This is a genomic window from Hominimerdicola alba, assembly GCF_900112155.1.
Lineage (GTDB): Bacteria > Bacillota > Clostridia > Oscillospirales > Ruminococcaceae > Hominimerdicola > Hominimerdicola alba_D.
This window is the reverse complement of record NZ_FOKQ01000006.1, coordinates 125,668-148,236: the sequence shown is the minus strand read 5'-3', so window position 1 is coordinate 148,236 and position 22,569 is coordinate 125,668. Positions and strand designations below refer to the sequence as shown.

At 46.5% G+C, this 22,569-nt stretch carries 14 protein-coding genes and 1 pseudogene; 4 read left to right on the top strand and 11 right to left on the bottom strand.

The genetic code is table 11. From position 1 onward, the window contains the following. Positions 1-221, bottom strand: a pseudogene (locus BM265_RS05390) (IS110 family transposase); the annotation flags it as partial. Positions 222-688: 467 nt separating this feature from the next. On the opposite strand from BM265_RS05390, the gene BM265_RS05385 reads away from it, so the two are divergent. Beyond that, positions 689-2,638 carry an alpha-glucuronidase gene (locus tag BM265_RS05385; protein WP_074960537.1) on the top strand — a complete coding sequence of 650 codons (1,950 nt, stop codon included), beginning with the start codon at positions 689-691 and terminating at the stop codon, positions 2,636-2,638. 11 nt (positions 2,639-2,649) lie between these two features. Further along, entirely contained in the window at positions 2,650-4,488 is a 1,839-nt protein-coding gene (locus tag BM265_RS05380; protein WP_074960536.1) for a sialate O-acetylesterase, read from the top strand. A 112-nt stretch (positions 4,489-4,600) separates the two neighbouring features. Here BM265_RS05380 and BM265_RS05375 read toward each other — a convergent pair whose 3' ends face one another. Then, positions 4,601-5,350, bottom strand: coding sequence for a hypothetical protein (locus BM265_RS05375; RefSeq protein ID WP_074960535.1), 750 nt, complete (start codon positions 5,348-5,350; stop codon positions 4,601-4,603). 330 nt (positions 5,351-5,680) lie between these two features. On the opposite strand from BM265_RS05375, the gene BM265_RS05370 reads away from it, so the two are divergent. Further along, the gene (locus BM265_RS05370; protein WP_074960534.1) at positions 5,681-6,538 is read left to right on the top strand and encodes a DUF6709 family protein; all 858 of its coding nucleotides are present in this window, start codon (positions 5,681-5,683) and stop codon (positions 6,536-6,538) included. 13 nt (positions 6,539-6,551) lie between these two features. After that, positions 6,552-6,974 (top strand): Holliday junction resolvase RuvX, encoded by a 423-nt coding sequence (gene ruvX / locus BM265_RS05365; RefSeq protein WP_074960533.1) that lies wholly within the window; start codon positions 6,552-6,554, stop codon positions 6,972-6,974. A 270-nt stretch (positions 6,975-7,244) separates the two neighbouring features. On the opposite strand, the gene BM265_RS05360 is transcribed toward ruvX, so the two are convergent. From BM265_RS05360 to BM265_RS05320, 9 genes are all read right to left on the bottom strand, one after another. Continuing rightward, on the bottom strand, positions 7,245-8,543 hold the full coding sequence (locus BM265_RS05360) for an O-acetylhomoserine aminocarboxypropyltransferase/cysteine synthase family protein (RefSeq protein ID WP_074960532.1): 1,299 nt from the start codon (positions 8,541-8,543) through the stop codon (positions 7,245-7,247). Positions 8,544-9,016: 473 nt separating this feature from the next. Then, on the bottom strand, positions 9,017-14,671 hold the full coding sequence (locus tag BM265_RS05355; protein ID WP_074960531.1) for a Spy0128 family protein: 5,655 nt from the start codon (positions 14,669-14,671) through the stop codon (positions 9,017-9,019). 303 nt (positions 14,672-14,974) lie between these two features. Further along, a complete protein-coding gene (locus tag BM265_RS05350; protein WP_074960530.1) occupies positions 14,975-15,472 on the bottom strand; it encodes a TFIIB-type zinc ribbon-containing protein in 498 nt (165 codons plus the stop codon). Positions 15,473-15,682: 210 nt separating this feature from the next. Continuing rightward, on the bottom strand, positions 15,683-16,459 hold the full coding sequence (locus BM265_RS05345; RefSeq protein ID WP_074960529.1) for a dockerin type I repeat-containing protein: 777 nt from the start codon (positions 16,457-16,459) through the stop codon (positions 15,683-15,685). A gap of 227 nt (positions 16,460-16,686) precedes the next feature. Further along, a complete protein-coding gene (locus tag BM265_RS05340) occupies positions 16,687-18,300 on the bottom strand; it encodes a protein phosphatase 2C domain-containing protein (RefSeq protein WP_074960528.1) in 1,614 nt (537 codons plus the stop codon). A 374-nt stretch (positions 18,301-18,674) separates the two neighbouring features. Beyond that, entirely contained in the window at positions 18,675-20,057 is a 1,383-nt protein-coding gene (locus tag BM265_RS05335; RefSeq protein WP_074960527.1) for a dockerin type I repeat-containing protein, read from the bottom strand. A gap of 180 nt (positions 20,058-20,237) precedes the next feature. Further along, positions 20,238-21,263 carry a ketol-acid reductoisomerase gene (ilvC, locus tag BM265_RS05330; RefSeq protein ID WP_074835872.1) on the bottom strand — a complete coding sequence of 342 codons (1,026 nt, stop codon included), beginning with the start codon at positions 21,261-21,263 and terminating at the stop codon, positions 20,238-20,240. Between the two features lie 79 nt (positions 21,264-21,342). Continuing rightward, positions 21,343-21,840: an acetolactate synthase small subunit gene (ilvN, locus tag BM265_RS05325; protein WP_074960526.1), complete on the bottom strand. Its 498-nt coding sequence runs from the start codon at positions 21,838-21,840 to the stop codon at positions 21,343-21,345. Positions 21,841-22,038: 198 nt separating this feature from the next. Further along, positions 22,039-22,569, bottom strand: a complete 531-nt coding sequence (locus BM265_RS05320; RefSeq protein WP_074960525.1) for a hypothetical protein — start codon at positions 22,567-22,569, stop codon at positions 22,039-22,041.

The window sequence follows — 22,569 nt, the reverse complement described above, 5'->3', positions numbered from 1 at the left end:
ATAACGGTTTCTTTTCCGCTCTTTTCCATGATCCCGGTGATCCATTCAAAAAAGCCTGCGAATCCTTCTGCGTCATTTGTGAACACATAGGCCTTCTTTGAATACTCCATCCCTCTCCAGTCAAATGCTCTGGCATAGTGCTTTTCGCTGCCTACATCGATCCCGACAATTATTTTTTCTTCTCCTACTTGCAAAATCTTTTCATTTTGTGTATAATACATATAGAGGACACCTTTCTGTAGTTTGTATTACTAACTTTCGCATCGTCAGTATTTACATTCTACACTGAGGTGTTCTTTTTTGCAACCCCTTGATTTGTTTGGTTACAGGAAGCTCCATTTCGATATATCCAGTTTTTCCAACCCGATCGAACGCTTCTCAGCGTCCTAAAAAAACTAATTCTTACAATATTATATTATAACACATCCGAAGCCATTTTTCAATATTATTATTAAAACATCTCGTGTAATATTATCATTTCTGAACCTGCCCAAACTGGGCAAAATAGCATATTCCGGAGCATCATCGTGCTTTTGAACAATGCACTATACGTGAGCCCTTCGGACATTATATATATGTTATCAATTTATGACGGAAAGTTCGCAATAAATGGATAGCAAAATGCGCCGTATTTGAAATATAATAGGGTAAACATAGTATTCAGGGTAAGTTACGGAGGTCAACGATAATGGGATTTTCAAAATTATGGCTCGATTACAGAAAGCTGGCGGATACGCGCCGCAGGGTGATAATAAGCTGCGACCATTCGCTGAAGGATTCTGCTGCCTTTGAAGAACTGAAGATCGCTATGGCTTCCATGGTGCCTGAGGCGATAGTGGTTTGGAAGTCCGAGGTGTTCGATGATGATTCATACCTTATCGTAATGACTATACACCCTGAACTTGCCGAAGAAGAATACGATATCGCGGCTTCCGAGAACATCACCGAGATATGCGCAGGCAGTGAAACAGGTCTGCTGTACGGCGTTTTTGCATTTTTAAGACAGACTGCCCTTTCGGGAAAATTCTGCAGCTTCACTGCCCACAGCAAGCCCTCTCAGCCCATACGTATGCTGAACCACTGGGACGAAGCTGACGGCGATATCGAGCGCGGATACTCGGGCAAGTCATTTTTCTTTATCAACGAAGAACTTGAGATAAACGAGCGCACAGTAATGTACGCAAGGCTGATGGCTTCCATCGGCATAAACGGCGTAGTCATAAATAACGTTAATGTACGCCGCAAAGCGAAGCTTCTGCTGTCAATAGAGTTTGCCGAAAGTCTGGCAAACCTGGGCGAACTTTTCGCACGATACGGCATAAAGCTTTTTATATGCCCCGATTTTGCCGCACCGAAAACTATATGCGGACTGGACACCGCCGACCCGCTGGATGAAAATGTCATCGAATGGTGGAACACCACCTGTGCACTGGTATTCGGCAAGATAAAAAATCTGGGCGGATTCCTTGTAAAAGCCGATTCCGAGGGCGAGCCGGGACCTATGGCTTACGGCAGAACTCATGCTGACGGTGCAAATATGCTGGCAAGGGCGATAAAGCCCTACGGCGGTATAGTTATCTGGCGCTGTTTCGTGTACAACTGCACTCAGGACTGGCGCGACAAGAAGACCGACAGGGCTTGTGCCAGCTATGAGAACTTCATCGGCCTGGACGGTCAGTTCGATGATAATGTGTATCTTCAGGCCAAAAACGGTCCTGTTGATTTCCAGATACGCGAACCCGTGCATCCCCTTTTCGGTGCAATGAAAAATACCAATATGATAATAGAGTTCCAGCTTGCACAGGAGTACACAGGTCAGCAGAAACACGTTTGCTGGCTGATACCCATGTTCAAGGAAATAATGGAACATCACACCTGCCACGATCTCCCCGATGACCGTGTCAGCAGGATAGTTCGCGGAGTTGCCGCTGTGGCAAATACAGGCGACAGCTACTGCTGGACAGGCAGTGAACTTGCCGCCGCAAACCTATACGGCTACGGCAGACTTCTCTTTGATGAGAACCTGACCTGTGACGAGTTAGCTGAAGAATGGACAAGACTGACCTTCGGTGATGATGAAAAAGTCACCGCGGCAGTCAAGGAGATACTTCTCGGTTCAAAGCAAGCTTATGAAGATTACACCGTCCCACTGGGCATAGGCTGGATGTGCCACCCAAATGACCATTACGGTCCGTCCCCCTGGGGTTATGAGTTCGACAGATGGGGCACATACAACCGTGCTGACAGAGATGCCGTTGGCGTTGACAGAAGCGCTTCGGGTTCGGGATACAGTGAACAGTACGCCCCAGCACTTGCAGAGGTCTACGGAGATATCAGCAAATGCCCGGATGAACTCCTGCTGTTCTTCCACCGCGTGCCCTACACTCACAGGCTACACAGCGGAAAGACCGTGATACAGCACATATATGATACCCACTTCGAGGGCTACGCCAAGGCAGAGCATTTTGCCGAACTGTGGCATGGGCTTGAAGGCAAAATAGATGACCGCACATTCAAAAACGGCTGTGAACGCTTTGCCGAACAGCTGAGATGTGCTAAGGAATGGCGGGATATAATCAACTGCTTCTTCCACAGGCTTTCGGGAATCGACGACGAAAACGGACGAGAGATATATTAGGAGTAAAGAATATGAGTGTTTTTAAGGCTGACGACATCTTTTCAGACGGAATGATACTCCAGAGAGGTGTCGAGAATTTTATAACAGGCGACGGCGAGGGCGAAATGACCCTCACCCTTGAACGAGATGACAAGATATGCGGACGTTCGCGCATTGCCGCCGACGGCAGATGGCGCATAGCGGTCCCTGAGGGCAAGGCTGACTGTCTGCCCTACACCATAAAAATACGCTGCGGCAACGTTATGCAGGTCATAAGCGATGTACTTTTCGGCGATGTTTTCCATATCACGGGACAGTCGAATATGGAGCTCCCCCTCAACCGCACCTATGACCCTTTCAAGGGTGATGTGCCCGTGCCCGAGGAAGAGCTTATCCGTGAATACCGTGTGCCGATCGCCCTTAGTTTTGAAGCAGGCAAGGAAGCGGGAACTTTCACAGGCGGAAGCTGGATTCGCGCCTGCGATGACACTGAGCTTAATATGAGCGCCGCAGGCTATCACTTCGCAAAGAAGCTATTCGCTGAGATAGGTGTACCCATCGGTCTTGTTAATACATCAGCAGGCGGTTCGGCTATCGAGGGCCGTATCCCCGCAGAGGTCTGCCGTGAGTTCCGCGAACTTGACCCCGTCACAGATACCGTCACAGCTGATGGCTATATGGAGAAAACTCTGGCTGAGGGTGAAAAGATCGAGAAAGAATGGTCGGCTTATGTTGAAAGCCGCGATAAGATAGGCAAGGATATCGTCAGCGGAAAATACCACGCCGACAGCAAAAAATGCACCGTACCGTTCATGGTCAACGATCTCCCAGATATGAACGGTTTCTGCGGACGTATATGGTTCTGGAAAGAGTTTGAGATACCCGCAAGCGCCGACCTCAGCGATGCCATGCTGATACTTGGCACTCTGGTAGATGCTGATATATCCTATATAAACGGCGCAAAGGTTGGCGAAACGACTTACCTTTATCCCCCAAGATATTATGATATCCCCGCTAAGATCCTCAAGCACGGCACCAACCGCGTGGCTGTACGGCTGGATATAAACAACGGCTTCGGTGGCTTCACCGAGGGCAAGCGCTTCTGCGTAAAGCTGGGTGATACCGTAATCGACCTTGAAGGCGAATGGGATTTCATCCCCGCAGTAAAAGCTCCTCTCCGCGGCACGGTAGAATTCCTGCCCTCCAAGGAACTGGCTGTTTACGCCTATATGACAGCCCCCGCATACCGCTTGCCTTTCAAAGGTATGCTGATATATCAGGGTGAGACTAACTGCGGCAACGCAGATATCTACGACGGACTTTTCAGACGCTTTGTCGAGTATTACAGAGAACGCTGTGGTTATAAGATACCCGTAGTATCGGTTCAGCTGCCGAACTGGACTCCCGGCGGCGAAGGCTGGGTAAAGATCCGCCAGAAACAGCTTGAATGCTGCAATATCCCCGATACTACAATGGCAGTAACTCTTGGCATGGGCGAGAACAACGATCTCCACCCCATAGATAAAGAAAGCGTCGGAGCAGCACTTTGCGACTGCGTAATGCGCCTTATCTACGGCAAGGGCGATCCCCTGCCCGTCAGCCCCACAATGATACGCCGCACATCTGACGGTATAATGGTCGGCTTCCGCGAGGAAGTTACGCTCACCGATAAGGATACCAAGTACTTCGAGGTACATACCCCCGAGGGCTGGCAGTCTGTTAACGTCAAGGAAAACCGCGGCGGACTGCTGCTGGACTTCACAGCCGACAGCGCAGATAAGATCCGCTATGCATGGCTCCCTGATGCAGACAGACCCGCAGCAGAGGGCGTAAGCGGAAGATTAGTGCCTACATTTGAAGTAGCGATATAAAGAAAAAAAACAAAAACTGCCAAAGCTTAATTCTTTGGCAGTTATTCATATTAGCATATCAAATGCCCCGAAGCACAAAAATGCTTCGGGGCAAAACTATCATATAAATATATTACTTGGCGTCCTTCTTGTCGATGAACTCGCCTGTGGAAACATCAAATGCCTCGCGGGACTTGCTGCTGATTATGAACCAGATAACGCCTACTGCAACTGCAACGCCTGCAACGATGCCGATGATTATGCCGGTGATGTTTTTCTTCTGAGCTTCCTTTTCCTGCTCCTGTGCTTTCTTTTCCTGTTCTGCGATGGCAGGATCAATCCAGTGATTGCCCTTGTCATTGCAGTTGGTAATTGTAACAGTCTTCACCTTGATCTTTGCATCATTGGTAGAACCGAAAAGAACTGCGTCTACCTTCTCAAAGTTGTCAGAACCGTATGCAGCAACGATATCTGCATAGTTGAAAGACTCTGTGTTATTCTCTTCATCTAACACAGCGGGAACTACCTTTGCCCATACACCGCCGTTGGCGTTGACCATGGGAGTATCGGGATATGACCAGCTCTGGAAAATAAGCTCTACGGGGAATCCTGTAGGACTATCGACCTCGTGTGTTTCGAGAATATCATAAGTAACCGTGATAACAGACTTATCTGTCATTCTTGTAGCATCAAAGCACTTGAGGTCATCGGGATCATTACCGTTGTAATTGAACTGTATGCTCTGTGTCCAGTTGTCAGATTCAACTGCGTTTGTGCAATCGAGCTGTACATCGCCGTATGCACAAGCTACGATAGCCTGTCCTGCAATTATAGCCGCTGCCATAACAGCTGCTGAGATCTTGCTAAAAATATTTTTCTTCATTTTAAGCACCCTTTCTAAACGTCTGTTTTTTTCTTTTCCCCAGTTTCCTTCTATTTCATTATACAAAGTAATTTTAGCATATTTCAGTCTTCAAGTAAAGAGGAAAAAGCTAATATTAAGCAAAATTTCACAGAAACTAAATACGGTTTTTAGTACGTTGACAAAGTCCGTAAATTAGTATATAATAATAGAAAAGCATAAACTTCACAATGAGCATTTTTTACAAAAAAATATTAGACTTTTTGTAAGTGTGATACAAAGTTTATTCACAATCGCAGAATTTTCGTTCACATTTTTGTTCACTGGCTACAATTCAGATGGAGGAAGAATATGAGAAACTTCTTAAGTTCAAGGATAGCAGTGCTTAAAATCGTTGCATTTGTAATCGGTATAATGATGATGATATTCACCATGGGCGATGCTATCAAGATATGGAAAAAGGACTTCGGAAAAATCTACGAAAAAGGCAGAACGGACTACGCTCAGGACGAGCTTATCACGGGCAAGATAGAGTATGTCATCGGCACGGTTGCGACCCTTGAAAGCACCCAGACCGTCTGCGGCATACCCGTAAAAAAACAGCTGACACCTTACTATCTCTGCCTTATAACCAATGATGAAAATAATGGAGAAGATAACTATTACGTGCTTGTTCACGCCACAAACAAGGATACCATAAAGACGATGGACAGTCTTGTGATACACGCACTTGAACACGCGGGCGAAAAAGTCACCAGCAGTACAGAACATGTTGCACTTGAACTCAAAGCAAAGCCCATCCCCGATGATGTGATGGATTATACAATGAAGTATTTGCAGAGCGGCGGGACATCTGAACGGGAGATAAAGGAATTGCTGGCTGATTATATGCTGGAAGAGCAGGATTTTTCCACGGCAAGATTCATGCCGCTGTTCGGATTCATCATAGCCGCGATACCTTTATTGATGTTTATTGTTTCCAGAAAGCGCGCAAGAGCTTACAAAAACAGCAGAACTCACTATGTCAATCAGGGTCCTGCAAACAATTTCAGCGCACCTCCATCAAATGCAGGCGGCGAACCTATGAGACGCTACAGCGCTCAGGCTTATGAGACCCACACCTATCCCCGCGGATACAATGCTGATAACAGTCAGCAGGAACCCTCCGCTGAGATGGATTCTATAGACACATCAAATCTGAAACTTTAAGGAGAAACGGAATATGCGTATTCTTGCAGTAGATTACGGCGATGCACGTACAGGCATCGCTGTTTCGGATAATTCGGAAATGCTGGCTTCGCCTGTATGCACCATCACCGAGTACCATGCCGACAGGCTGGCACAAAAAATAGCTGATATCGCTAAGGAGCAGAACGCAGGCGAGATAATAGTCGGTCTGCCGCTGAACATGGACGGTTCAAGGGGCGGCAGAGCTCAGAAATGCGAGGAGTTCGCTGCGATGATAGGCGAACTTGTGGATGTTGAAGTAAAAATGTGGGACGAGCGCTCCACCACCGTAACCGCCCACAGATTCCTCAACGAGACCAATGTGCGCGGCAAAAAGCGCAAAGCGGTAGTCGATACGGTGGCTGCCACGATCATTCTTGAAAGCTATCTTTCTTATCGGTCGAAGCATAGGGAGTGAAAAAGGCGTCTTTTGTTAGTTTACTCAAGATCACAACAAAAACCACCGCCGCGGTACTATGGCTTACCGCGGCGGTATTTTACGTATTTATAGTAAACAACATTGAAACTGCCTCTTTGAGAACTTCGCAAAAGCATATATCGAACTTTTACTCGTTCTCAAAGTGCAATTTCTAATGACGTTTACTATATAAGTAAGAAGGTATGAATCGTCAATGACCTATGAAAAATTTGTTATGCTATCGATCTCGGAAAGGTTTCGCACTATACCTTAGAGAGCCTTGAATGCCTCGGAGAGGTCTTCTATAATATCGTCGATATGCTCGGTACCGATGGAAAGTCTGATGGTGTTGGGACGGATACCCTGTTCCAGAAGCTCTTCCTCGTTGCACTCGGAGTGAGTTGTAGATGCGGGGTGGATAGCCAGAGACTTAACGTCAGCTACGTTAGCAAGCAGGCTGAACAGCTGGAGGTTGTCGATGAACTTCTGAGCTTCTGCTGCGCCGCCCTTGATCTCGAATGTGAAGATAGAGCCGCCGCCGTTGGGGAAGTACTTCTTGTAAAGCTCCTGCTGAACAGGATCCTTGGATACTGATGGGTGATTTACCTTTTCTACCTGAGGCTGTGAATTCAGGAACTGTACGACTTTCAGCGCGTTCTCAACATGGCGCTCAACTCTCAGCGAGAGTGTCTCAAGACCCTGCAGGAATACGAATGCGTGTACGGGAGAGAGGGTGGAGCCTGTATCTCTCAGCAGGATAGCCCTGATGTAGGTAACGTATGCAGCTGCGCCGACAGCCTTGGTGAAGCTTACGCCGTGATAGCTTACGTTTGGTTCATACAGCCAGGGGTGCTTGCCTGCGCCCTCCCAGTTGAAGTTTCCGCTGTCAACGATAACGCCGCCTATTGTTGTGCCGTGTCCGCCGATGAACTTTGTAGCCGAATGTACAACGATATCAGCGCCGTGCTCGATAGGTCTTACCAGATAAGGTGTAGCGAAGGTGTTATCAACTATCAGGGGGATATTGTGAGCGTGTGCTATCTTTGCGATACGTTCGATATCAACTACCTCGGAATTGGGGTTGCCGAGAGTTTCTATCTCGATAGCCTTTGTGTTATCCTGAATAGCATTTTCGATAGCCTCATAGTCGAAGGGATCAACGAAAGTGCTATCGATACCGTAAGCGGGAAGTGTATGCTTCAGCAGGTTGTAAGTTCCGCCGTAGATGTTCTTTGCAGCTACAATGTGGTCGCCTGCGTGAGCTGCACCCTGTATAGCGTAGGTTATAGCAGCTGCACCGGAGGATACTGCCAGAGCGGCAACACCGCCTTCGAGGGAAGCTATTCTCTCTTCAAAAACTCCCTGAGTGGGGTTTGTAAGTCTGCCGTAGATATTGCCTGCATCTCTCAGACCGAAACGGTCAGCAGCGTGCTCGGAGTTGTGGAATACATAGCTTGATGTCAGGTAGATCGGCACTGCTCTTGCATCGGTTGCAGGGTCGGGGTTCTCCTGACCTACGTGAAGCTGTCTGGTCTCAAATCTCAGTTTTCTCTCATTTATATTACTCATAATTAATTCCTCTTTTCATGATATTTATATATTATCGTACTGTCTTAAAATGCCTTATTAACGTATGCTGATCAGCACATTCGCAGATGTGATGATACTTTTACGCTTCGGCTGATATGCTTCATATCATCGCCCGCTTTCTTATTTTAGTTATCCTAGTTGTTTACTAGGTTTCTTACGATGGACTAATGATATCATATTTTTCCTATCATGTCAATAGGTTTTAAGAAAATAATTTATCTTTGTGAATACTATACTATTATCACTGTTGAAAATTGTTAGTTAGACGGCGATATGACGTTGAAATTAAGTGAGATATTGATGGATAAAAAATCAGCTTTGACTGCATACGGTATGCTCTCTCATGACTGCATATAAGTAAAACTCACAGATCATTACATATAATTATAGCAAAAGCACCAATATCTGAGTGATATCGGTGCTTTGTTGTTCTATGCGCCTTTACGCATTATTTACTTGTCGTCCTTCTTCTTTTTCATCACGCAAAGCAGTGCGCCGAGCATAACTACCTCTATGCCCACAAGGCTCTTAACGCCTGTGTTGGGGTTCGAGGTGCTCTGTGTGGTCGTCGAAGAACCCGCGCTGCTTGTCTCAGAATCAGACTTCGAGCTGCTGCTCTCACTCTCGCTTGAAGAACTCTCGGTCGCGGACGATGAATTCTCAGGAGTCTCAACTCCGCGTGAAGAATCATCTTCTTTTTCTGGCTTGCTGGAAGAATCTTCAGGAACATTGCTGTCCTCTTCATCGGTAGGTATATCATCTTCATATATGTTGACGAATACTGCACCGTCCACAGACTTTCCGTCGCCGTCAGCGATCTCTCTGCTTACGGTAAGCACGCCGTCTTCATCAGTAACAGTATCAGTCACAGTGAATACAGTCTTGTCGTAAGTACAGTTATTACTGCTGCCTGCGATCTCGCTTACCTCGTAAACATAAGTGCCTGCTTCATTGTAAGTCCAGCTGCCGAATACAGCCTTGCCTGCGCCCTCGATCTCAACAGTTGTGTTCTCGGGAACAGGAGCGCCGTCCTTGCCTGTCAGCTCAAAGGAATATACCTCGTCCTCATCAGGAGCATTGCCCTCTACCTGCTTTTCGATCTCAAGTTCGGTCTCAAATGGTGTGGGCTTGTAGGTGTTAACGAACTTCAGCTCGTCAGCCTTCTCGCCGTTCTTCTCGATGGAGTATACAGCCTTGTACTCGCCGCCCTCGTCCTTTACAGTGACAGTCAGCGTATACACAGTGTTGTCCTTGGTGTAGTGTGTATAGCTCTCATCAAGATCGTTCTCGCTGATAACATAGCGGTATGTGCCCGCCTTGGTGAATGCGATAGCACCAAAAGCTTCAGCCTTGCCGCTGCCGTTTACAGTTGCGGTGGTCTTCACGGGCATAGGTGTGTCGGCAGATTCACCCTCAGCAGCAGCCAGCTCAAATGTGAACACACGCTGTTCTTCATTGGGGTCATTTCCGACTATCTCCTTGACAGCTACGGGAGGAACCAGTTCAGCCACCACAGGAGTATAATCATTGACAAACTCAGCAGCATCAGCTGCTTCGCCGTCCTTTGTCAGCTTGGTGGTCGCCGAAAGTACGCTGTCGTTATCGGTAACAGTAACAGTGAATGTGTAAACCGTATCATCCTTTGAGTAACCAACATAGCTGCTGTCCAGATCGTCCTCGGTTATCTCGTAAACATAAGTGCCGACCTTGTCATAGGTCATGCTACCGAAGGAAGCCTTGCCTGCGCCCTCAACAGTCACGTTTGTAACTTCGGGCATAGGAATGTCCTTGTCACCCTTAGCCGATATGCTGAAGCTGAATACCTTGTCATCGGGTCTTTCAGTACCGCTGAACAGCTTAACAACATCAGGGAATACTACCGTGTCGGTAGGTGTAGGCGAATACTCGTTAACGAACTCAGCATTGTCAGCAGGCTCGTAATACCTGGTCTCGGGATACAGTACCTGTAAAGGAAGTTCCTCTGCTACAAGCTGACCATCATTGTCTGTAACGTTAAATCTCAACAGATATCCTCTGGTATCAAAAGTATAGCCGGTATAAGCCGAATTTACTTCAAATATAGCGTAATCGTACTGACCGGCCTCGGTGAATTCCACCTTACCGAATTCAGCAGTACCCTCGCCTGTGATAGTCACCCTTGTATTCTCGGGTGCAGGTGCGTCCTGTCTGCCGCCAAAGTTTGTAAAGGGCTGTATGGAGAATATGAAACGCTTCTCAGCACCTCTTGCGCTGCCCTCGATCTTCTTGCTGATGGCAGGTATCTCAGCCTTTACAGGTGCGGGAGCATACTCGTTGGTAAACTCTATCTGCTGTACCTCCACAGGCTCCGAAAGTGCCTTGCCCTCAAGGTCATGTGTGCGGTATACCTTGGTCTTGACAGTAAGCTCGGTGTTGTCGTCATACTGTATATCCCTGCGGACATCGCTGACATCAAATACCACCTTGAACTTCTCGCCCGAGTAAGTCATGCCCTTCTTATTGCCTGCCTTCTCGGATACTTCGTATTCAAATACGCCGGGTTCAGTAAACATCAGACTGCCGTTCTCGTCACCGATAGCAGTCTCGCCGCCGTTGACAGCTACCTTGACAGTGCTTATAGCCTTGCCCCATACGCCGTCCTTGTAAGCCTTAGGTGCAGGCGCACCGTTCAGAGGCTTGATGCCGAAATCGCATACAGCCTCAAAATCATCTGAGGTATTACCGTCAACAGTCTTTGCTATTGCAGGGAAACTCTCAACTGCGGATTTAAGACCTATAGTAACAACGTTAGCGATAGTTGTATCCTTTACCCATCCTGTCTGTACCGACTTCTCGCAGAAATAAGCAGGCGCATTGTAAGCCAGCACCTGATCAGTCTTGGTCTGATCCTTGTGGATACTGTCAGGAGCAGTCATTTTCAGGTAAACGCATACCGAGTGAGGCATATCATCAGCCGCACCGAATTCAACGTCCTTGCCTATCTTGAATGCTATAGTCTTTACCTTAGCCCAGTTGTCGTAATTATCGGGGTCTATCTCGTACCAGTTATTGTCCTCGGTAAGCATATCAGGAGTAAGTCCCGGCTTGCCCTGAGCGGTATCTGTAGCCATTTCTATCTCATCATAGAACTTATTGGTGTTTACATATACCTTTACATCACCGAACTCTTCCTTAGCCTCGCTGATATCCACGCCGTAAAGCGTGCCCTTCCAGTAAGGCATACCCGCATAGGCAGGTTCCTTGTAAGCTTCCTCTATGGAATCGTAAATAACTACATTCCTAGCAATGCCCTCATTCGAGAAGAACTGCAGTCTGTAAGTGTAGTTGTGACCCGCATAGGTCTGTGTAAAGTCCTTGAAATCCAGATCATAGTCATCAGCCTTGATCTTCTTTTTCAGTGTAGTTGCGGAATAGTACATTGTAACTTCGTCTTCTGCCATAGCCGCAACGATATTGGTATGTGTTGTATCGCCGTCGCCGTCGATATCCTCAAATGCCTTATTGCCGTCTCTGTCCTTGACTCCCTCAAATATCTCGCCGTCATCAGCCAGCGCCTTGACACCGACAAGGTCAAAAGGCCTGCCGTTCTCGTCGATGAACTGTGCTTCTGCAAAGTTGTCAAGCTTTGTGCTTCTCAGCTCTTCATAGTCAGCAACAGCCTTCAGGAAGAGTACCGAGCCCAGAGAATAGCAGATGTTGCCGTCCTCTCCAAGCTTCACTACAGGAAGATCTTTATACTTCACCGTGATCTTTGCGTACTGCCTGTGAGTACCCTTGTAGTTATCCACAGTCTCCAGAGTTACCTCGGGAACTTCTTTGTTGATAGGTTCAACATGACCGCTGTTCTTCGACCACAGCCTATCCCAGTTGTACTCCTTGGGGCTGTCCGAAAGATTAAGCTTTTCCTGCATGGGAGTGACTTCAATAACGCTCATGCCCATGGGCAGAAGCTCATGGAACACTATCTCCTTGTCGCCCTTGATAACTCCCAGCTCAGCCAGCTGTCTGAGGTCTTTCTCGTTGGATGCTCTGCCGGTAACAGCTGCCAGATAGTAAGAGGTATATATCTTACCGTCTTCCTGCACGACACCGTTGCTCTTCTTTGAAAGTCCGCAGAAAGGTTCGATGCTTGTCAGGTTGTTGTTAGCCGAAAGCCTTGTAGCTACCTTGACATTTCCCGCTTCATTGGAATGACCGTCATAAAGCTCAGCATCAAGATCAAGCAGATCCTGCTTTACATAATTCTTGGATGTATATATGGTGCTGCCGTTGGTGGGATTCTCCCATTCGCCCGCAGCATTGTAGCCCATCTGACCATCCCAGTTGAACACCTGGAAATTCCCCAGATGTATCTTATCCATATTTTCAAGCACCTGCTTTACAACAGGACCCTCACCCCTGAGTACGCCCGTTACGTCGGATCTCAGGTTGATATCACCGTTAGCATCGCGGTATACGAACTTTATCCTGTATACCCTTTCGTGCTTGAATTCAAAAACTGTATTGCCATTTGCATCGGCATATCTGTAATCGCTTTTTCCGTCAGCAAGAGATATCTCCTGATCGAGCTGCCAATTGTCGGGATCATCAGCAGTCATAACATATACCTCAACAGGCTTTCTCTTGCTTATAGGCAGGTCTTCGCTTTCCTTGACATCAAGGTTAAGGCTGACAGACTTTACTGCCTTGTGAACGACTTCCATAGTGAAAGTTTTAAAGTAGAAATCATCGGGCTTCAAACGCTCCAGATCACTTCCGTCATCACCGAGACCGTTCACATAAAGTGCGTCATCAACAACTTCCATCCAGTAAGGACCGTCCTTGTATGTAAAGCCATCCACAGCACCGTACTTGTATGTCATACCGATACCCTCGATATGATATGAAAGTTCTGCGTCCTTGCCTGCTCTCAGCAGATCTACTGCACCCGCAGGGTCAGGACCGCCCTTTTTTACAACGCTCCAGATATCACCGCTGTAAACAGCGCCCATATCCTGCCATACAGAAGTTATAGAGTCGCTGTCATCTTTAACATCATTTACGTCACCGTCAACGCCCACATAAGTGACCGTTACATCATTTCTCAGCTTTGCCGGTTTGCCTTTTGCATCAACAGCCTCAGCTACATCCTTAGGATACCTTACCAGCACGATGAAACGCGAAGCGTCGCCCTCATACTTCCACTGACCTGCATATTCGCCTTCGGTCTCCTTTTTCAGCGGGATAGTATCCGAATAATCAACCGCTTGTGATACCGCGATGACCTCACCGCCGTCAGGCATATCATTGATGTAAGTGATAACAGGCTGATTCTTTTCCACCGATGTCTTCAGACGATATCCGATGAAATCATAGTCTTTCAGCTGTTTTTTGAATTCTTCCTCATCAATGCCCAGATCCGAAAGATGATACTTTGTTTCAAGACTATCGTCCCAAGCATAGTAGCATCCCTGATTAACGCCCTCGTCCTCGGTAAACTTATACACACTGGCCTTTCTTACATGGGTGTGGAAAGATGCCGTTATAGTTTCGGGCGTACGATCCTCCTGAAGCACATTATCATAGATCTTGATAGTGTAGTCCTGCACACTGTTATCGATCACCTTGTTCGCACTTATACTGTAATGCAGATTAAGGTCGATATGCGGCGAAGACGCCGTAACGTTTTCAAGAATGATAACGCCGTCAGAATAAGACCTGTCCTCCTTGACCTTCAGCAGCGACGTATCCGACGACAGCTGATTCAGGAAAGCCTCCTTTGCCGCCATCGTAAAAGGTTCGCCGTCACGGTCAACAAAGGCATTGTAAGGGATCTCTATCTCCAGACGACCTGCCTCATAGGTCTTGTTAAGGCTGAGCCTCAGCATTACATTTACCTGCTGCTTGTTTCCCTCGATGGTGTAATCAGCAGTTCTTCCGTCATCCGAAATCACCTCGCCTGTACCGGCAGTCTCGGTCTTCGAGAAGAACAGCTCGATGTTCTCGGGCAGTTCAGCAGATTCCGCACTCACAGAAGGCACAGACCCGAAGGCAACAGTAAACAGGCATACCAGCGAGAGCAATCCCGAAAGCAGCCTGTACTGCGGTCTATGAGTACTTTTTCTCATTTTTGCATTCCCCCTCCAAAATAATATCAGCCCCACGTTTCCCGACAGATCCGTGCAGCTTCATACAGCCTGCAAAAAGCTATATATATTAATATGGTACCATCACAAAGGGCTTTTGTCAATAAATATACACAATTTAAAAACTTTTTCGTCATTTAATTCAAATTTCTAAGGTTAATCTGAATAGATTTCTCACTTTATTCATAGTGTTACCAAAAATTTGTAAAACATTTACCAAAACACAAAAACACCTCCGAAAAATCGGAGGTGTGATACACATTTATCGCTTTGAAGCTGACCCTATTATGTAGCCGCGCTTATTATAATGAATAATAATATAACGCCAACAATGACCTTGAACTTTGTTTGTATCCTCTTCGTCACAATGAACCACAGAGGGATAGTAATATACGGTGCAGCAAAGAGTCCGATTATCCACAGCAGTTTCTGTGTTTTGTTGGTTTCAGGCTGAGACACAGGCTGATAAGAAGGCTGTGGGTTGGGAACATACTCCCTCATCACGATGGTCTCGTTGGGAACATAGTTATTATATACGGGCGGTGCTGCCTTCACAGGCGGAGTTATACCCTTCAGCCTGCAATAAGCCTCCATCTCGTATTCCGAAAGTATCTGTTTGCTGTCACAATAAGGACAAACCAGTACCATATTATTAATATCAATCTCTCTCTCGCCCATGCAATTCGGGCATTTGATGTCAACTTCCATGTGACGGTCAGCCTGAGATGCATAACCTCTTCCGCCGTTATCTCTGTTGTAAGTTTCATAATCTCCGTATGCCATTTTACTTCTCCTATTCTTTATATGGATACTAAAATAGTAAACTAAACCCTACTTCAATAATGATAACACATTTTTATTGCAAATTCAACAGGTTTTTCCACTTTGTAACAATTAATCCTTACAAACTTACCGGCGAAATTTTATCTACAACGCACAAATAAAAAACGCTTCCGCCCAAAAGGACGAAAGCGCTTTAAAATCAGTTATTGATTATTTCTTAGCTACAACGCCGGGAATAAGTCTCTTGCCCTTTACGTGAGCAGCGAGCTTAACGAGGTCGGTAACGTTGATATTGCCATCGCCGTTGATGTCAGCAGCCTTCAGAGCAGCAGCAGGAAGCATTCTCTTGCCCTTGATGAAAGCAGCCAGCTTAACGATATCGTTGATGTTGATAACGCCGTCGCCGTCCATATCACCTGTGGTGTAATCATCTTCAGCAGTAGTCTCGGAATCAGTGGTCTCACCATCAGTGGTCTCTGCGTCAGTGGTCTCAGCGTCAGTAGGAGTTACATCCTCGCTGCTTGCAACTGCTACATCAACACCTGTGAAAGTGATCTCATTGCCCCACCACTGCTGTACAACGAGCTTAGCATACTCGATGTCGCCATCAAAAGAGGTGTAGTAATCATCAACATCAAATGTTAAGGTGTATACGCCGTCTGCACCCTCAGCGTTGATAGCCTTGCCGGCACCTTCATTGCCCCAAGCCCAGTTGTCGTTATCCTGCTTCCAGCCGTTATCAACAGTGCTGGAGCTCATGATACCGCCGCCGAAGCTCTCTTCGTCATCAACAGTGAACTTGAATGTAACTGACTCAACAGTGTTAATATCATAACCTGCGCCGATAATATCAAACACAGCCTGATTATTCTCGGTATCGATTACGATATCATCGCACTCACTCTTCAAAGCGGATACGGGCACAGCCATCATAGAAACGGTCAGAGCAGCAGCAGCCATAGCTGCAACGATCTTAGAATTCTTCATTTCAAAATCCTCCAATTCATTAATACAGAATATCAAATAGACATTCATCGTCTATTTACAATATTAATTGTAACTCATAAGACCGTTTTTGTCAATACTTTGTAACCGTTATTCATCATTTTACTATATTCTTTAGCAAGACTTTTCATATATTTTATCATTATTACCTAATAGTTGTTATAAAAATTACATGAAATTCGTATTTCTTTATCAAAGTGCAAATTTATTCAAATTTTTTTCTTTTTAGGGATAAGCCCTGAAAGTCTGGACAGCGAAGCCTGAGCCTGCATAAACAGGTCGTGTGCTTCCAGTTCGATCTCTTCCCTGCTGACCATATCATGATGTTCTTCCGTCAGCACTTCGTGTGCAGATACGGGCTCTTCTTCGTCTACAGGCTGTTCCGTCTCCTCTTCAAGCTCTTGGTCAATATACTGTTTTGTTTCCGAAATATACTTTTGCAAAAGCTTGGCTATCGCTTCGGATTCCTCCTCCGATACATCCTCCGTTTCAGACTGCATTTCGTCATCCGCTCCTGACACAGGTTCAGGTTCTGTATCAAACTCGGGCTGTGGCTCAGGTTCTGTTTCAGGCTCCTGTTCGGGTATCATTTCAGGTTCGGGTGCCAATACTTGCTGAAGTTCACAGTCAGATTCAGTCTGCAATTCGTAAACAGGCTCGACCACTTTCTCGATAGTCGGCTCGGGTATGATCTCGGGCTCCTGCTCCGATTCAGCTTGCATTTCAGGATCGGGCTCATTGTCGGGCTGCTGATCTGTCATTGGTTCAGGCTCCGTCTTCGCCAGCGATCCATCACCATATTCAGGCGGGAATACAGGCTTGCTTTTACCGATTATAGCTTCAAGGTCTATGGTTAGTATATCACTTAGCTCGTCCTTCTCCTCTTCGCCCTCGTGCTCTTCCAGCATCTCCATAACATTCACGGTAGTACCCACCGCGTCATGCCTTGTCAGCGCCGAAAGCTCCTCAAAATCAATGAAAGGCTTTATACCTATTATAGATATATTGTCCGTGCTGCCGTTGAGTACCGCCAGCTTTGCCATCGCCACCAGCTTCTCGGATATAGGCAGATCCATTGCAAGTCCTATCTCGAATTCGTTCTCGCTGACAAAGTCCGAAAGACCGTCTGTGGTGATGATTATCATATCATCGGGCTCGGTACCGAATTCATTCACCAGCGGTGTCTGATCTATCAGAGGATCGCTCTGCGGGCTTCCCATGGCGGATATCACTGCTTCCCTTTCCTCGGGATCAAGCTCCTCCACGTTGTCGATCTCGCCCTTGCTGAACATATACTGTCCGTAGCTCTGATCAGTTGTCAGCTGCCTTATAGCACCGTTGACATACCTGTATATCCTGCTGTCTCCCACATTTATGCAAAGCCCCTTGCCGTCCTCATCAACAGCAAAAGCACAAAGAGTGGTCTGTATATTAGCAGAGGCCTTGTCCTGGGTACTGCGTTTCTTTATCTTACCATGTATGGCCATAAGTGACTGTTTAAGATCGGTCTTCGAGGTGTAACTCACCGATGCAAGCTCCCGCAGACAAAGACCCGCAGCTATCCCGCCTGCGCTCTCTTCGCCCATGCCGTCGCAGACCGCCGTGATAAACGGGGCATCCAGCACCGCTTCACGGAAGCCTTCATTTATGACCTCCTTATTGACCAGCACAGCGTCTTCATTATTTTTTCTCCCGCTGCCTGTGTCTGTATAACCGTATATGTAATATCTCATAAGCATTCCCCAAATTATCACACGCATATTCTGCTGCATACCGCCGTCGGTTCTATCTCTTATCCATTCTCTGCCCGCAGGCGATAGCATACTATACCTTTTATATTATATAATATCTCCGCCCTAAAAGTCAAGTGCTTTTTTGTAGATAATAGACTAAATACTATATAGAGAATACACAAAAATTATCAAACATTTTATAATAATACTACAGCTTTTTATTCACATCATATTAAAAGGCACTTCCGTCTTTCGACAAAAGTGCCTTTGTATTACATTATCTGATCATCCCTTTACCACACCACTTAAAATGCCGGCTCAACAGGTATATATTATGCTGACGTTATCTTCCGCCGCCGCCGGCGGGGGGAAGATAACCGCCAAACTCTCATTATATTCCTATGAACGCTGTTAAATCAGGTGCGTCAGCGGGATAGCCTTATTACATTATATCCGCAGCTTTATCAATAGTAAGGTTTAAACCATATCATTCGCGTAGACATGGGATCAACACCGAGATCCTCAAAACTGAAACTGTTCTCAGTTTCATCAAACGGATTGATATCCTTTACAGCTTCCTGTGCAGCACGGTCAGCGAATATCAGCTGCCAATCGCCGTGGAACATATTCACATTTATAACAGGGCTGAATTCAGACGATGTATTGTAAGCCTTGCCCAACGAGATATATTCCTTTAACTCGCTGTACTTCATACCGACCTTAGCGCCGCCTCTGCCGGGTATCTTAGCTCCGGGCATAAGCTCAATGGCGTATAGCTCCGTACTATCGGGCAGACTTTCAAAATTCTCGCGGTCAACTTCAAGTCCGCCGGGGATCTCATTGAATGGATGACCTAATCCGCTCATGAATACAAATCTTAAATTCGGGAATACTTTATCGTTGTACATACCAACACCTGCCGCCTGACCGACGCTGATAACTTCCAGATCATATTCACCGTACATAGCCTGTTTCAGTTCACCGAGATCGTAGTAGATCATAGGTTGTTTGAAGAATTCCTCGTTGTCACTTATAGCATAGGTGCATACAGGGTCTATATCATAATCTTCAAATTTAAAATACTCCGAGCACTGAGCGTCAGGCATATGTGGTACATTCTTGCATACTTCACGTGTTGCCTCATCATTGAAAACAAAGCTCCAGTTAACACCGTCAATGGTTGTACGTATATTCGGGGTCAGAGAGCAGTTCTCGATTTGAGCCTTGCCAAGATTGAACTTTTTCTTCAGTTCGCTGTACTTCATGCCCACAACGCAGTCGGTATCAGCGATCTGTCCGCCCTTTACCACCTGAACGCTATTTACGGGGCAGCTATCATCCATTGCTTCTTCAAATACTTTTTTATCAAAAGTATATTCACCGGATTCGGTCATTGTCATGCACTCTGTGCCGCGCCATCCAAAGCAGAAATATGTATTCGGGAATACATCAAAGTTGTAAACACCCAGAGCTACTGACTGTCCGCCGTTGATAGCCGCAAACTCATACTTTCCGCCCACAGCCTCTTTAAACTGTCCGAAATCGTATTCTACCAGCGCACGTTTTTTAGCTTCATCATTTTCTTTCAGTAACCTCTTGCCCTTTACGTGTGCTGCCACCGCAGTGATATCCGAGATATTGACCTTTCCGTCACCTGTAACGTCAGCCTTTGCACGCTTTTCTTCGCTCAAAAGCTTCTTGCCCTTAACGTGGGCAGCTATTAACGTTATATCTGTGACATTAACTTTACCGTCTCCGCTGACATCACCTTTCAGCGCCGAAGCACTGATAGCAAACACACTTGCTGCCATAGTCAGCGCAGTTATAAATGCCGCTGTTCTTTTCATTATCCTTCTCCTCCTGTAAAATATTTTTACCGATACAAAGTACCGCGTTTTTTATTATACAATTTCTTAACACTTTTGTCAAGTCTTTGATCCTACAAAAGCTAAAAAGGCACTTCTGCCATACCATGACAAAAGTGCCTTAGATCTTTTATTCAACGCGAATGCGTTACCGAAAAGGAATTAGTTGTTAACCAGCTTGTCCTCTTCGTTGTTCCAGCTGTACAGCTTTCTGATCTCAGTACCAACCTTCTCGGAAGGATGCTCAGCGTGGAGCTTTCTCATAGCCTTGAAGTGTACCTGAGAACCAGCGTCGCTCATATCAAGCAGGAACTCCTTAGCGAAGGAACCATCCTGAATGTCAGAGAGAACCTTCTTCATAGCCTTCTTGGTGTCCTCAGTGATGATCTTAGGACCTGTGATGTAGTCGCCGTACTCAGCAGTGTTGGAGATGGAGTATCTCATACCCTCGAAACCGGACTGATAGATCAGGTCAACGATGAGCTTCATCTCGTGGATGCACTCAAAGTAAGCATTTCTGGGATCGTAACCAGCCTCAACCAGTGTCTCGAAACCGCACTGCATCAGAGCACATACGCCGCCGCAGAGAACTGCCTGCTCACCGAACAGGTCGGTCTCGGTCTCGGTTCTGAATGTTGTCTCCAGAACGCCAGCTCTTGCGCCGCCGATACCCAGAGCGTAAGCCAGACCGATATCAGTTGCGTTGCCTGTAGCGTCCTGCTCAACAGCGATAAGGCAAGGAACACCCTTACCAGCCTGATACTCGCTTCTAACAGTGTGACCGGGTCCCTTAGGAGCGATCATAACGATGTTAACATCAGCGGGGGGAACGATACAGCCGAAGTGGATATTGAAACCGTGAGCGAACATCAGTGTCTTGCCTGCTGTCAGGTTAGGAGCGATCTCGCTCTTGTACAGAGCAGCCTGCTTTTCATCGGGGATAAGTATCATGATAACGTCAGCCTTCTTGACTGCGTCAGCTACGCTAAGAACGTCCAGACCCTGCTTCTTAGCCTTTTCTGCGGACTTGGAGCCTGCATACAGACCAACAACAACGTCAATACCGCTCTCCTTCAGGTTCAGAGCGTGAGCGTGACCCTGTGAACCGTAACCGATAATAGCGACTGTCTTGCCCTTCAGTACATTAAGGTCGCAGTCCTGCTGATAATAGATCTTTGCATCTGCCATTTTAATTTCCTCCTAAAAATAATTTGGAATGATTTATATTTCCCTTTTTCCTAAATAAACAAAAGGGGAATCTACTTCTTTACTTCTTAGCGCTGAAATACTCAGCACCTCTCTCAACAGCGACAGTTCCTGTCCTTGCCATTTCGAGTATGCCGTAAGGCTCGATTACCTTCTCAAATCTTTCAAGCCTGTCGTATCTGTCGCATATCTCCAGCGTCATGGTGGTAAGGGTGATATCCATTACCTTAGCGCCTGTGATCTCTGCGATAGTCATGATCTCACTGCGCTTGTCAGCAGGAGCATTGACCTTTACGATCATAAGCTCGCGCGCTACGAACTCGTCTCTGCCGAAGGTCTTGACCTTTATGACCTCGATCAGCTTGTTGAGCTGCTTCTCGATCTGCTCGACAGTATGCTCGTCGCCGTCAGCAACGATGGTTATTCTCGATATCGATTCGTCATTGGTAGGACCTACTGCCAGACTTTCGATATTGAATCCTCTTCTTGAAAACAGACCGGATATCCTTGAAAGAACACCGCTGTGGTTCTCAACGAGAACAGAAATGGTATGTTTCATATCATGACCTCCGTTTATTTGCGGAAATAAATTCCACACTAAATTATTATACTATCATATTATGGCTATTTCTTTAAATTTGTCAGACCAAATCATTAACGAGAAAATTTAGTCAATTATCACAGTAAATCATACTTGTTATGGCGTGATAAAGTGCTGATATATAAATATTACACAAATACCGCACCTCATCAAGCCTTATGCACCGTTCTCCATCAGTGGGGCAAGCACTTCCATGCACTCCCTTATGCTGTAAGCCGAATACACCTGACCCTGATATTCCAGGTCAGCCATGCCGTTGCCCACCAGCGAGAGCACCTCTCTCAGCTGACCGCACTCGTTGTCCGTCAGCACTAGAGTATGCTCACCTCTCTCCGAGAGCCATTCCAGCACTCTGCCATTGACAGCACCTGCCTTGGTTATGACAGGATTTCCGTCCTTTTCCTGATCCAGCACCATCAGCCCGAACTTAATCGAAGATGCCAGACAGGTTATGCAGCCCTTGCCCTTGGGCGTTATTACCGCATAGTCCCCTGTCCTGCGGGAATTGTCCAGTTCAGCCATCAGCCTTGCGGACATCTCGTCAGCGAAAGGTTCTTCCTTTTCAAGGCTGTTCAGCCTTTTTTCAAATTGCCTGTCTATCTCCGACTCATCCCTCAGTGAGATAAGCCCTACCAGCAGCCCCCAATCGTAGTCGCTGCCGTAACTGAGTATCCTGTAATGCAGCAT

What these genes read in the sequence shown, in the direction of transcription:
- BM265_RS05380 (WP_074960536.1), top strand. Translation starts at nt 2,650, where the DNA reads ATGAGTGTTTTTAAGGCTGACGACATCTTTTCAGACGGAATGATACTC.
- BM265_RS05345 (WP_074960529.1), bottom strand. Translation starts at nt 16,459, where the DNA reads ATGAAGAATTCTAAGATCGTTGCAGCTATGGCTGCTGCTGCTCTGACC.
- BM265_RS05370 (WP_074960534.1), top strand. Translation starts at nt 5,681, where the DNA reads ATGAGAAACTTCTTAAGTTCAAGGATAGCAGTGCTTAAAATCGTTGCA.
- ilvC (WP_074835872.1), bottom strand. Translation starts at nt 21,263, where the DNA reads ATGGCAGATGCAAAGATCTATTATCAGCAGGACTGCGACCTTAATGTA.
- ilvN (WP_074960526.1), bottom strand. Translation starts at nt 21,840, where the DNA reads ATGAAACATACCATTTCTGTTCTCGTTGAGAACCACAGCGGTGTTCTT.
- BM265_RS05385 (WP_074960537.1), top strand. Translation starts at nt 689, where the DNA reads ATGGGATTTTCAAAATTATGGCTCGATTACAGAAAGCTGGCGGATACG.
- BM265_RS05335 (WP_074960527.1), bottom strand. Translation starts at nt 20,057, where the DNA reads ATGAAAAGAACAGCGGCATTTATAACTGCGCTGACTATGGCAGCAAGT.
- BM265_RS05375 (WP_074960535.1), bottom strand. Translation starts at nt 5,350, where the DNA reads ATGAAGAAAAATATTTTTAGCAAGATCTCAGCAGCTGTTATGGCAGCG.
- BM265_RS05320 (WP_074960525.1), bottom strand. Translation starts at nt 22,569, where the DNA reads ATGCTGCATTACAGGATACTCAGTTACGGCAGCGACTACGATTGGGGG.
- BM265_RS05350 (WP_074960530.1), bottom strand. Translation starts at nt 15,472, where the DNA reads ATGGCATACGGAGATTATGAAACTTACAACAGAGATAACGGCGGAAGA.
- BM265_RS05360 (WP_074960532.1), bottom strand. Translation starts at nt 8,543, where the DNA reads ATGAGTAATATAAATGAGAGAAAACTGAGATTTGAGACCAGACAGCTT.
- ruvX (WP_074960533.1), top strand. Translation starts at nt 6,552, where the DNA reads ATGCGTATTCTTGCAGTAGATTACGGCGATGCACGTACAGGCATCGCT.
- BM265_RS05355 (WP_074960531.1), bottom strand. Translation starts at nt 14,671, where the DNA reads ATGAGAAAAAGTACTCATAGACCGCAGTACAGGCTGCTTTCGGGATTG.
- BM265_RS05340 (WP_074960528.1), bottom strand. Translation starts at nt 18,300, where the DNA reads ATGCTATCGCCTGCGGGCAGAGAATGGATAAGAGATAGAACCGACGGC.